The organism is Arthrobacter sp. efr-133-R2A-63 (assembly GCF_030209795.1).
GTDB classification, from domain to species: domain Bacteria; phylum Actinomycetota; class Actinomycetes; order Actinomycetales; family Micrococcaceae; genus Arthrobacter; species Arthrobacter bambusae_A.
Genome location: NZ_JARVRG010000031.1, coordinates 15,423 through 27,396, shown reverse-complemented (window position 1 = coordinate 27,396; position 11,974 = coordinate 15,423). Strand labels below are relative to the sequence as shown.

8 protein-coding genes are annotated in these 11,974 nt (G+C 64.3%); 6 read left to right on the top strand and 2 right to left on the bottom strand.

Going from position 1 to position 11,974, the window contains the following annotated elements; genetic code table 11:
• Positions 1-44: 44 nt before the first annotated feature.
• The gene (locus QRN45_RS17335) at positions 45-1,181 is read right to left on the bottom strand and encodes an aromatic ring-hydroxylating oxygenase subunit alpha (RefSeq protein WP_284764145.1); all 1,137 of its coding nucleotides are present in this window, start codon (positions 1,179-1,181) and stop codon (positions 45-47) included.
• A gap of 42 nt (positions 1,182-1,223) precedes the next feature.
• Positions 1,224-2,420 carry an NAD(P)/FAD-dependent oxidoreductase gene (locus QRN45_RS17330; RefSeq protein WP_241708221.1) on the bottom strand — a complete coding sequence of 399 codons (1,197 nt, stop codon included), beginning with the start codon at positions 2,418-2,420 and terminating at the stop codon, positions 1,224-1,226.
• A 234-nt stretch (positions 2,421-2,654) separates the two neighbouring features.
• On the opposite strand from QRN45_RS17330, the gene QRN45_RS17325 reads away from it, so the two are divergent.
• From QRN45_RS17325 to QRN45_RS17300, 6 genes are read left to right on the top strand one after another with little or no spacing between them, the layout of a single operon-like run.
• Positions 2,655-3,005 carry a bifunctional 3-phenylpropionate/cinnamic acid dioxygenase ferredoxin subunit gene (locus QRN45_RS17325; RefSeq protein ID WP_241708220.1) on the top strand — a complete coding sequence of 117 codons (351 nt, stop codon included), beginning with the start codon at positions 2,655-2,657 and terminating at the stop codon, positions 3,003-3,005.
• A 50-nt stretch (positions 3,006-3,055) separates the two neighbouring features.
• A complete protein-coding gene (locus QRN45_RS17320) occupies positions 3,056-5,563 on the top strand; it encodes a GcvT family protein (RefSeq protein WP_241708219.1) in 2,508 nt (835 codons plus the stop codon).
• A gap of 56 nt (positions 5,564-5,619) precedes the next feature.
• Positions 5,620-7,371 carry a choline dehydrogenase gene (gene betA, locus QRN45_RS17315; RefSeq protein WP_264637469.1) on the top strand — a complete coding sequence of 584 codons (1,752 nt, stop codon included), beginning with the start codon at positions 5,620-5,622 and terminating at the stop codon, positions 7,369-7,371.
• 8 nt (positions 7,372-7,379) lie between these two features.
• Complete coding sequence (locus QRN45_RS17310; RefSeq protein ID WP_241708217.1) at positions 7,380-8,903, top strand: aldehyde dehydrogenase family protein; 1,524 nt, start codon at positions 7,380-7,382, stop codon at positions 8,901-8,903.
• A complete protein-coding gene (locus tag QRN45_RS17305; RefSeq protein ID WP_078106208.1) occupies positions 8,900-9,934 on the top strand; it encodes a quaternary amine ABC transporter ATP-binding protein in 1,035 nt (344 codons plus the stop codon). The genes QRN45_RS17310 and QRN45_RS17305 overlap by 4 nt, the downstream gene beginning before the upstream one ends.
• Positions 9,934-11,967, top strand: a complete 2,034-nt coding sequence (locus QRN45_RS17300) for an ABC transporter permease (RefSeq protein WP_284764144.1) — start codon at positions 9,934-9,936, stop codon at positions 11,965-11,967. The genes QRN45_RS17305 and QRN45_RS17300 overlap by 1 nt, the downstream gene beginning before the upstream one ends.
• Positions 11,968-11,974: the final 7 nt, after the last annotated feature.

Genomic DNA, 11,974 nt, shown 5'->3' with positions numbered 1-11,974 from the left:
TCCTAGGTTCCGGTAGCTCGTTACATCGACGGACATTCCTCAGGCTAGCTGTCGGCAGGGACGTCAGCGATCTTGCTGGTGACCCAGCTGTGGAACGCCTCAATGTGGTGCTCGCTCGGTACCAGGACGCCACCCTTGGCGTAGATCTTGGAACCCATGGCTGGCTGGCAGCGTTCGCAGGCGTCGAAGTCCTGCTCGTTGACCCGGTGGAAGAGCTCCACCGAAGCGCTCACGTCCTTGCCGAATTCCACCACGCTGGGCAGGTACAGCCAATCGCATTCGACGATCGTGTGATCGGCGGCCAGCGGGAACATGCGGTGGATGATGACATGGTCCGGAACCAGGTTGACGAAGACATTCGGCTTGATGGTCACTGCGTAGTACCGGCGGTCCTGGTCATCGCCCACTCCCGGGATTCGGTCCAGGCCCTCGGAACCGTCAATCGTGAAGCCCTTGATGTCGTCGCCGAACTCGGCGCCGTGGCCCACAAAATACTGCGCCGCCAGGCCATCGGCGAACTCGGGCAGGACTTCGGTGAGTTCGGGGTGGATCGTGGCGCAGTGGTAGCACTCCATGAAGTTTTCGATGATGAGCTTCCAGTTGGCCTTGACGTCATACTTGATGCGCCGGCCAAGGCTCAGGTTCGCGATGTCGTAGTCGTCAACAGCACGCAGGTCACCGAGGCGCTCCTCGATCGCACCCATGACGTCTTCCTCGAACGACGGTGGTTCATCCGCAAGGCAGACCCAGACGTAGCCCATGTACTCGCGGACGTGGACCTTGACCAGTCCGTATTCGTTGCGGTCGATATCCGGCATCTTGGTGAGGTTGGGGGCCGCGATGAGCTTTCCCTCGAGATCGTAGGTCCAGGCGTGGTACGGGCACTGGAACGAGCGGTTGGCTTCACCGGACTCCTCCATGCACAGCTTCACGCCACGGTGCCGGCAGATGTTGTAGAACGCGCGGATTTCGCCTTTGCGGGTTCGGTTGATGAGCACGCTCTCGCGGCCGATCTGCACCGTTTTGAACGAACCGGCCTTTTCCAGGTCCGCGGTCCGCACTGCACAGAACCACATTTGTTCAAAGATGTGCTCTTGCTCGGCGCGGAAGATGTCTTCACTGACATACGTGTGGCCGGGGAGAGTGGGGATCAGGCTGGGGGAAACAACTTCAGTGGTCATTCCGACTCCTATTCAGTGATGAAGCAGTGGGGCTTGGGATGTTCATGGGGTTGTCAGGACGGGCGGGGCGTTGCGGGCGTTGAGTTGCCGGCGCCAACGGGTGAACAGGCGCGGCTGGTTCACACCCAGAACGCCCACCGCTTCCCCGCCCCGGTAGTACACGGCAAGGAAGCTGTGGTCCTCGAGCTGCCCCGCCTCGATCTCGACACGCTCTGCGTCCTGCGCATGGCCGGCGAACTGGAGCGTCACTCCGTATTGGTCAGACCAGAAGTACGGCAAGTTGAGCGGAAGAGGCGCGGCTGAGTGATCCAAGAGTCCGGCCACGGCCAGGGCGGCACGTTCCTGGGCGCCGCTCCAATGCTCCACCCGTTGGTGCCGCCCGCTGCGTGGGTCGAACCAGGCCGCGCAGTCTCCCACGGCAACCACGCCGGGAACGTTGGTCCGTCCCATCGGATCGCATGTGACCCCGTCGTCGAGCTCCACGCCCGAACCGGACAGCCACCCGACGTTGGGCACCGCACCGATACCAAGGAGTACGACATCGGCGGAACGGTACTGTCCATCGCTCAGCCGGACGCCGGTCACATTTCCTTCGTAGCTGTAATACGAGTCGATTCCCGTGTCACAAACCAGCTCCACACCATTCATCCCATGGAGTGTGGCCATGACGGCAGCCATCTCCGGACCGAGCGGAGCGCTCAGAGGCACTTTGCTCTTGCAGATGACAGTTACGTCCATTCCCAGGCCCTTGGCTGTTGACGCGACTTCCGCGCCGATAAAGCCGGCGCCTACAACCAGCAGGCGGCCGCCCGCAACGAGCTCCGGGGCCAGATCCTGTGCGTCTTGGAGAGTCCGCAAGGTAAAGACATTGGCTAGGCCCGCGAGTTCGGGCAGCGTGCGGGCTGAGGCTCCCGTGGCAATCACGACGCCGTCAGCCACCACGGCGCGTCCGTCGCCTAGCGTGATGGTCCTGGTGGCGGCGTCAAAGCTTCGCGCCGGCGAGCCCAGCAGCCATTCGGCCTGGAGCGGGTCATCTGAATCCGCCTCCCCGGCTTCCAACATGACGTGCTTGATACCGATTTTTCCTGCCAGGAACTCCTTGGACAGGGGCGGGCGGTCATAGGGCCGCTGCTGCTCATCGCCAATGATGAGCAGCCGGCCGGAAAAGCCCTGCGCCCGGGCAGCGCGGGCGGCGGAAAGACCCGCCAATGATGCGCCCACGATCGCCAATGTCTCCATGGCTTCCTCCTCGCCGAGCCGTTCGAAAATTTTATTGCGCCATACGCAACACACTTCATTATGCGAAACAGCGTGACCGACTTCACATCGCATGTCAAGGAATCTGCGCAGGAAATTCAACCCCTTGACAAGCCTATGTGAGGTCGATCACTCTGTTGCGTATTGTGATCAGCGTTGATCATGAGACAACCGCCCCACAGGTTTCGACCAGCCCGGTGAAAGAAGGTTCGTGAGATGCACAGTGCTTGCCCGCTTAGCTCGTTGGCTCCGGGGGACGCGATTCGACTCGAAACGTCTCCGCCCATTGCCGTGTTTCACACCGAAGAGGGCGAACTCTTTGCCCTCGACGACACCTGCACCCACCAAGACGCCTCGCTCGCCGACGGCTGGGTGGAGGACTGCTGGGTAGAGTGCCCTCTCCATGCTTCAAAGTTCAACCTGCGCACGGGAGCCGCCGACGCGCCTCCCGCAAAATTGCCCATCAGGGTCCACGAAGTCCTGGTGGTGGATGGCCAGATCATGGTCAAAGAATCCGAGGACGCCCCGAACCTTCCACCTGGGTTGACCATCGACGGCCACGTCTAGGGTCCGGCGAGCCCCAAACTTCCACACCTCTTAATTCAGGAGCTTCCCGCATGTCCACATCACCCCGTGTCGTCATCATCGGAGCCGGCATCGTCGGCGCCAATCTTGCGGATGAACTGTCCACCCGCGGCTGGACCAACATCACAGTTGTCGAGCAGGGCCCGTTGGCGTTGGCGGGCGGCTCAACCTCGCACGCCCCCGGCCTCGTGTTCCAGACCAATGCTTCCAAGGCCATGACCCAATTCGCGTCCTACACCGTGGACAAGCTGCTCTCGCTCAGCGAATCCGGCGTCTCCTGCTTCAACCAGGTGGGCGGCCTTGAGGTGGCCACCACTCCGGAGCGTCTGGAGGACCTCAAACGCAAGCTGGGCTACGCGGCGTCGTGGGGTGTGGAAGGCCGGCTCATCGATCCGGACGAGTGCGCCAAGCACTACCCGCTGCTCGACCAGGAAAAGGTGCTCGGCGGACTCTATGTCCCCTCCGACGGTTTGGCTTCCGCGGCCCGCGCCGTTGGCCTGCTCATCGCCAAGGCGAGCGCCGCAGGGGTCACGTTCCGCGGTTCCACTCCCGTGACCGGCATTGAACAGGCCGGAGGCAAGGTCACCGGCGTCGAAACGCCCGACGGCGTGATCCCGGCAGACATCGTGGTTTCCTGCGCCGGGTTCTGGGGTCCCAGGATCGGCGCCATGGTGGGCATGTCCGTGCCGCTCCTCCCGCTCGCCCACCAGTACGTCAAGACCACCTCCGTGCCCGAGCTCGTGGGCCGGAACGATGCCTCACGGCTGATTGACCCCGCCAACGGCGCATGGATGCCCATCCTTCGCCACCAGGACAAGGACCTCTACTACCGCGAGCACGGGGATCGGATGGGCATCGGCTCCTACGCCCACAGGCCCATGCCCGTGGACCTCCGGGAACTGCCCGAGGTTACTGCGGCTGACATGTCCGAGCACCGGATGCCGTCCCGCCTGCCGTTCACCGAAGAAGACTTCCTGCCGTGCTGGGAAGACTCCAAGGAACTCCTTCCTGCCCTCGCGGGTGCCCGGATTGCCGATGGCTTCAACGGGATCTTCTCGTTCACCCCCGACGGTGGTCCACTCGTCGGCGAGTCTAAGGACGTTGACGGATTCTTCGTGGCCGAGGCCGTCTGGGTGACGCACTCCGCCGGCGTGGCCCGAGCCCTGGCCGAGCGCCTCATCGAGGGCCAGTCCCGCATCCCGCTCCACGAATGCGAGGTCTCCCGCTTCGAAGAAATCCAGACCGCGGAGAGCTACGTCAGCGAAACCTCCCAGCAGAACTTCGTGGAGATCTACGACGTCCTGCACCCGCTGCAACCGAGGGTCTCTCCGCGCGAGCTGCGCTTGAGCCCGTTCAATGCCCGGCAGAAGGAGCTCGGGGCGTTTTTCCTCGAAGCCCACGGCTGGGAGCGCCCGCACTGGTTCGAGGCCAACCGCGGTTTGCTCGAAGTGCTCCCGGAAGAATGGCGTGCGCCTGACCGCGACTCATGGGCCGCCATGTTCCACTCCCCTATTTCCGCCGCCGAAGCGTGGAAGACGCGGACCGCCGTCGCGCTCTATGACATGACGCCGCTCAAGCGGCTGGAGGTTTCCGGGCCGGGCGCCGTCACCCTCTTGCAGCGCCTCAGCGCCGGGAAGGTCGACAAGAAGCCGGGTGCGGTGACGTACTGCCTGCTCCTCAACGACGACGGCGGCATCCGCAGCGACATTACGGTTGCCCGGCTGGATGAGACCACGTTCCAGGTGGGCGCGAACGGCAACATCGACTTCGACTACTTCACCACCGAAGCCCGTAAGCAGACCGCCGAGGACGTCAGCCAGTGGGTCCAGATCCGCGATATCACCGGTTCCACGTGTTGCGTAGGGCTCTGGGGGCCGCTCGCCCGCGACGTCATCGCCAAGGTGAGCGACGACGATTTCAGCAACGACGGACTGAAGTACTTCCGCACCAAGAAGGTCCGGATCGGCGGGATTCCTGTCACAGCGATGCGGCTGTCCTACGTAGGCGAATTGGGCTGGGAGCTGTACACGACGGCGGAAAACGGCCAAAGGCTCTGGGACCTGCTGTTCGCGGCGGGCCAGGAGCAGGGCATCATCGCGGCTGGCCGCGGCGCGTTCAACAGCCTGCGCCTGGAGAAGGGCTACCGGCTGTGGGGTACCGACATGACCCCGGAGCACGAACCCTACCAATCGGGACTTGGCTTCTCCGTGAGCAAGGACAAGGAAGGATACATCGGCGCCGAGGCCCTCAAAGCCCGCCGCGAACTGCCCGTCAACCGCCGCCTGCGCTGCTTGACGGTCGACGACGGCACGTCCGTGGTGTTGGGCAAGGAACCCGTTTACTACCGCGGCGAACCGTCCGGATACGTCACGAGCGCCGCCTACGGCTACACGGTCCGGAAGCCCATCGCCTACGCTTGGCTGCCCGCAGAAGCGGGCGAGGGTGACGCCGTCGAGATCGAATACTTCGGCAAGCGGATCCCGGCCACCATCTCCGCCGATCCCCTCGTGGATCCGACCATGGAAAAACTGCGGGGCTAACGCCCTCCTGGCTACCGGACACAAGCAATGGGGATCACTTCAAAGGAGTTCAACTAATGGCCAACGAAAAGTTCGACTACGTCATTGTGGGTGGGGGCAGCGCCGGATCGGTGCTGGCGGACAGGCTCAGCGCAGACCGCACCAAGACCGTCCTGGTCCTGGAGGCCGGCCGGAGCGACTACCCCTGGGACCTGTTCATCCAGATGCCGGCAGCGCTCACGTTCCCCAGCGGGAACAGGTTCTACGACTGGCGCTACCAATCCGACCCCGAGCCGCACATGCACGGACGCCGGATCGCCCACACCCGCGGCAAGGTGCTGGGGGGATCCAGCTCCATCAACGGCATGATCTTCCAGCGCGGCAACCCGTTGGACTACGAACGCTGGGGAGCCGACGCCGGGATGGAGACCTGGGATTTCGCTCACTGCCTCCCCTACTTCAACCGCATGGAGACCGCCCTCGCCGCGGATCCCGACGATGAACTGCGGGGACACAACGGACCGCTCGTCCTTGAACGCGGCCCTGCGCGCAATCCCCTCTTCCAGGCTTTCTTCCGCGCCGCCCAAGAAGCCGGATTCGCACGGACCAGCGATGTCAACGGGTACCGGCAGGAGGGCTTCGGTCCCTTCGACCGCAATGTGCACAAGGGCCAGCGGCTCTCCGCGTCGCGCGCCTACTTGCGGCCGCACCTGGACCGGCCCAACCTCACGGTAAGGACACGGGCCCTCGTCTCGAAAATCAACTTCGACGGCATTGGAACGTCCGAGGTCAGGGCCACGGGCGTCAGCTACCGACGCAACGGCAAGCAGCACAGCGTGGACGCCCAGGAAGTCGTCCTGTGCGGAGGAGCCATCAACACCCCGCAGCTGCTGCAGTTGTCCGGCGTCGGGGACGCCACGCACCTCAAATCGCTCGGGATCAGGCCCGTGGTTGACCTCCCCGGTGTGGGCGAAAACCTGCAGGACCATCTGGAGGTCTACATCCAGCATGCCTGCACCCAGCCGGTGTCCATGCAGCCAAGCCTGAGCCTGTGGCGTTATCCGTGGATCGGCCTGCAGTGGCTGTTCGGGCGCAAGGGGCCCGCGGCCACCAACCACTTCGAAGGGGGCGGCTTTGTGCGCTCCAACGAGGACGTCGCCTACCCGAACCTGATGTTCCACTTCCTGCCGGTGGCCGTCCGCTACGACGGCCAGAAGGCCGACGCCAAGCATGGCTACCAAGTGCACATCGGGCCCATGTATTCCGACGCCCGTGGCAGCCTGAAGATCACCTCCACGGATCCAACCGTCCACCCGTCCATGAAGTTCAACTACCTTTCCACGGACCAGGACCGGCGCGAGTGGGTCGAAGCCATCCGGATTTCCCGGAACATCCTGGAGCAGTCCGCCATGGCGCCATTCAATGGCGGTGAGCTCTCCCCCGGTCCAGCAGTCCAGACCGACGAGGAAATCCTCGACTGGGTAGCCCGCGACGCAGAAACCGCCTTGCACCCTTCCTGCACAGCCAAGATGGGCCCGGCCACCGATCCCATGGCGGTGGTAGACCCGCTCAGCATGAGGGTGCATGGCATCTCGGGGCTGCGGGTGGCTGACGCTTCGGCAATGCCGTACGTGACCAACGGCAACATCTATGCGCCGGTCATGATGCTGGCCGAGAAAGCCGCGGACTTGATTCAGGGCCGCGAACCCCTCGCGCCGATCGCCGCCGAGTTCTACCGGCACGGCGCGGTTCCGGGGGCGGACGGGCCGGTTCCCGACAGTCTGGAAAGCCTGGAAAGCCAGCCCGAGGCCACTTCGGCAAGGAACTAAGGAGCGGCATGAACAGCCCACAACTTTCACAGATCCAAACAACAGTGCGCGGCAGCTATGTCGACGGCGCTTGGCAGCAGTCCAGCGGAAGCACCCGGAGCATCAGCTGCCCGGCGGACGGCACGCACGTTGCCGACGTCGCGGAGTGCACCGCGGCCGATGCCGAGGCCGCCGTGGCGAGCGCCCGGAAAGCGTTCGACGACGGCCTCTGGCCGGGCATGCCCGAGCTGGAACGCGGCGCGATCCTGCTCCGCGTAGCCGGCCTGCTGCAGCGGGACAAAGCCGGCTACGCCGCGGCCGAAGCCCTCGACACCGGCAAACGGCTGGTCGAAGCCGAATACGACATCGACGACGTCATAGCCTGCTTCCGCTACTACGGCAGCGTGGCAGGCACGGACGCGGGCCGTGTGGTCGATACCGGCCGGCCCGGCGCCATCAGCCGGGTCGTCCATGCACCCGTAGGAGTCTGCGGGCTCATCACGCCGTGGAACTACCCGCTCCTGCAGGCTTCGTGGAAGGTTGCACCTGCGCTCTTGGCCGGCAACACATTTGTCCTCAAGCCCAGTGAGCTGACACCCTCCACGTCCATCCTGCTCATGGACACCCTGCGGGAAGCAGGGGTGCCAGACGGTGTCGCGAACCTCGTGACCGGAACGGGAACTGAAGTGGGGGCGGTACTTAGCTCGGATCCCCGGGTCGATCTGGTCTCGTTCACGGGCGGGCTTGAAACCGGCAAGCGGATCATGGTGGCGGCAGCGCAGACGGTCAAGCGAGTGGCCCTCGAGCTCGGCGGCAAGAACCCGAACATCGTGTTCGCCGACGCCGACCGGGAAGCCGCCATCGACAACGCCTTGACGGCCGTCTTCCTGAATTCCGGCCAGGTCTGCTCGGCAGGGGCCAGGCTCATCGTCGAAGAGTCCATCCACGAGGAATTCGTAGCCGAAGTGGTGCGCCGTGCCCGCCGGATCCGGCTGGGCGGGCCCTTCGACCAGGAAGCCCAGACAGGCCCGCTGATCTCCACCGCCCACCGGGACAAGGTCCACGCCTATGTGCAGGCCGGGCTTGCGGAAGGCGCCCGGCTGCTGTGCGGCGGCTTCATTCCGGACAGCCCGGAGTTGGCCGGTGGCAGCTTCTACCCGCCCACCGTGCTGGACGGGTGCAGCACCTCGATGCGCGTGGTCCAAGAGGAATCCTTTGGCCCCGTCATGACGGTGGAAGCATTCACCACCGAGGAAGAGGCCGTCCGGCTGGCCAACGACACCGTCTACGGACTGGCCGGCGCCGTGTGGACGGCAGACGCATCGAAAGCCCAGCGGGTCTCCGAAGCGTTGCGCCACGGGACGGTCTGGATCAACGACTACCACCCGTACGTTCCGCAGGCCGAATGGGGCGGCTTCGGACAGTCCGGCAATGGCCGTGAATTGGGGCTCGCGGGCTTGGCCGAATACCGAGAAACGAAGCACATCTGGCAAAACATCAGCCCCGGGCCCAGCCATTGGTTCGAGCCGTCACAGGCAGGAGTACAGCAATGAGCAGTCCTGACATATCAGTGCGCAACCTCTGGAAGGTCTTCGGCCCCGGAGGTGAAAAGATCCCCAAGGATCCCGGGCTCTCGGCTTTGAGCTCGGCCGAATTGCTTGAACGCACAGGGTGCAATGCCGCAGTGCGCGACATGAACTTCGACGTCGCGAAGGGCGAAGTGTTCGTCGTCATGGGCCTGTCCGGATCAGGAAAGTCCACCCTGATCCGGTGCCTCACCCGGCTCATCGAACCGACGTCGGGGAGCGTCCTGGTGGACGGCAAGGACGTGATGCAAGCGGGAACCGGCGAGCTTCGGGAGCTGCGTCGGCGAAAAATGTCCATGGTCTTCCAGCATTTCGGCCTCCTGCCGCACCGCACCGTGCTGGACAACGTGTCCTACGGGCTGCAGATCCGTGGCGCCGCCAAGAACGAGCGCTATGCCAGGTCCCGCGAAATCATCGAGCTCGTAGGCCTCAAAGGTTACGAGCAGCATTTCCCCGATCAACTCTCCGGCGGAATGCAACAGCGCGTCGGACTTGGCCGCGCCTTGGCAGGCGATCCGGACACTATCCTCTTCGACGAACCGTTCTCCGCCTTGGACCCGCTCATCCGGCGCGATATGCAGGCGGAGGTCATCCGGCTGCACAAAGAAATGGGAAAGACGATGGTTTTCGTCACCCACGACCTTTCCGAAGCGCTCAAACTCGGGGACCGCATCCTGATCATGCGGAACGGGGAGACGGTCCAATGCGGCACAGGCGACGATCTCGTCGGATCGCCTGCGGACAAATACATCGCCGACTTCGTCTCCGAGGTGCCTCGCGCGGATGTCCTGACACTCAAGTGGATCACCGATCCCGTAGCACTAGGCACTCCCGGGGATGCTCCGGTCCTGAGCGCAGGCACGATCATCCGCGACGCCATTCCCACCGTCATGAACTCATCGTGCCCTGTCCTGGTGGAAGACTCCGGCAAGATCACCGGCCAGATCGACCGCGACAGCATCTTGTCGGTCATCCGCAGCACGGAAGTTGCGGCGTGATGTCCACACTCGTCCGCGATCGCGCCCCGGTTCAGACCGGCCTCGTTTCCGTCCGCGCACCGCGCAAGCGGTTAAGCCGCCGCACCCTCCTTCTGGGCGGGGCCGGCGTCGTCTGGCTCGTCGGATTCCTGTTCCTCCACGGCACGGCGACCCTCACGCTGCCGGCGTCGGAGCTCACCGACCTCCACCGCTCCCTCAACCAATTCAATGCCTGGGTGGCCTCAAACCGGGCCGACAATCCCGTCTTCCAGTACGTTTTCACACCCCTCCGGGCCGCCGTCGACGCCGTCGCAAACCTGTTCATCGGCGTTTTCGCCGCCAGCACCACCGGGCTTCGGCTGCCGGAAATCGGCTGGCTGGGAACCGTCGCGCTGCTCAGCTGGATCGCCTTGGCGGTGGGCAACGCCCGCGTGGCCCTGCTGACAGCAGCCGCCTTCGTCTTCTTCGGCCTTCAGGGGCTGTTTACGGAAGCGGCTTACACCTTCGCCCTCGTCCTCACAGCCGTGCTCTTCACCTTGGCTCTCGGCATCCCCCTCGGAGTCCTCGCAGGAGTCTACGGCCGGGTTGCCAAAGTAATCACCCCCGTCCTCGACTTCATGCAGACCCTTCCCACCTTCGTTTACCTGGCACCGCTGGCCCTCATCTTCCTGATCGGACCCGCCTCCGCCGTGATCGCCACCGTGATCTACGCAGCACCGCCCGTCATCCGACTGACGGCGCATGGCATCCGATGCATCCCGGAAAACACCCGCGAAGCCTCCGACTCCTTGGGAACCACCGGTTGGCAGCGGCTCGTCACCCTGCAGCTCCCGCTCGCCCGGCGCACCATCGTCATGGGGATCAACCAAAGCACCATGGCCGCGCTGTCCATGGTGACCATCGCGGCGCTGATCGCTGCCCCCGGGCTGGGACAGGTGGTTATCCGCGCCCTGCAGTCGCTCGACGTCGGCACGGCGGTCAATGCCGGACTGTCGATCGTCCTGCTGGCCATAGTGTTGGACCGCGTGACTACGGCCGCAAGCCGCCGGGCCGAACCCGGAGCAAACCGCAGGCGCCGGATATCGCGGCGAATCAGATACATTCTGCTGGCCGTCAGCTTGCTTGTGGTGCTCGTCACCGTCCAGTTGTCCCGGACGATGCTCTGGGCCGCCGCCTTCCCGAAGGACCTCAACATTGGACCGGCCATTGTCAGCGGAGTGAGCTCCGCGAGCGAATGGCTCCAGACCAACCTCTTCCTCTTTACGGTGTCCTTCCGTGAGGCAGTCACGAACGGAATCCTCAACCCGTTCCAGTCACTCCTGACAGAGACGCCTTTCTACCTCCTGGTTGCCGTGATCGTCGTGGCGGCGTTTGCCCTCGGCGGCTGGAAGTTGGCAGCGGTCACGGCAACGTGCTTGGCCGTGATCATTTACCTGGGCCTGTGGAGCGATGCCATGGTCACCCTGGCAGGAACCCTCGTTGCCACCGCAGTGGTCATGGTCCTGGGCGTCATCTTCGGCGTGGCCATGGGCAGGTCCGACAAAGTGGACCAGCTCATGCGGCCCATGCTCGACGCCGGACAGACCATGCCGGCTTTCGTCTACCTCGTTCCGTTCCTGGGCCTCTTCGGCGCCACACGGTTCACCGCCATCATTGCCGGCATCATCTACGCGGCGCCCGTGGCCATCAAGATCACGGCCGACGGCATCGCCGCAATTTCGCCCACCGTCATGGAAGCTGCCGTGTCCAGCGGCTCAACTCCCTGGCAAGTCATCACGAAGGTCCAGCTGCCCATGGCTCGGCAATCCCTGGCCCTCGCGGCCAACCAGGGCCTGATCTACGTCCTCGCCATGGTGGTAGTCGGAGCGCTGGTCGGAGCGGGTGGCCTTGGGTACGACGTCGTTGCCGGCTTTGTCCAAAGTTCGCTGTTCGGCAAGGGCCTCGCCGCAGGCCTGGCCATCGTTTTCCTCGGCATCCTGTTGGATCGCATGACCCAGGCTGCCGCAGCCAACCCCGTCCGAAAAGTCCCTTCGGCAAAATCACCCGCCCACTAACGGGCAC

Excerpts from the sequence above, each read along its gene's own strand:
- QRN45_RS17335 (WP_284764145.1), bottom strand. The coding sequence starts at position 1,181 with ATGACCACTGAAGTTGTTTCCCCCAGCCTGATCCCCACTCTCCCCGGC.
- QRN45_RS17330 (WP_241708221.1), bottom strand. The coding sequence starts at position 2,420 with ATGGAGACATTGGCGATCGTGGGCGCATCATTGGCGGGTCTTTCCGCC.
- QRN45_RS17325 (WP_241708220.1), top strand. The coding sequence starts at position 2,655 with ATGCACAGTGCTTGCCCGCTTAGCTCGTTGGCTCCGGGGGACGCGATT.
- QRN45_RS17320 (WP_241708219.1), top strand. The coding sequence starts at position 3,056 with ATGTCCACATCACCCCGTGTCGTCATCATCGGAGCCGGCATCGTCGGC.
- betA (WP_264637469.1), top strand. The coding sequence starts at position 5,620 with ATGGCCAACGAAAAGTTCGACTACGTCATTGTGGGTGGGGGCAGCGCC.
- QRN45_RS17310 (WP_241708217.1), top strand. The coding sequence starts at position 7,380 with ATGAACAGCCCACAACTTTCACAGATCCAAACAACAGTGCGCGGCAGC.
- QRN45_RS17305 (WP_078106208.1), top strand. The coding sequence starts at position 8,900 with ATGAGCAGTCCTGACATATCAGTGCGCAACCTCTGGAAGGTCTTCGGC.
- QRN45_RS17300 (WP_284764144.1), top strand. The coding sequence starts at position 9,934 with ATGTCCACACTCGTCCGCGATCGCGCCCCGGTTCAGACCGGCCTCGTT.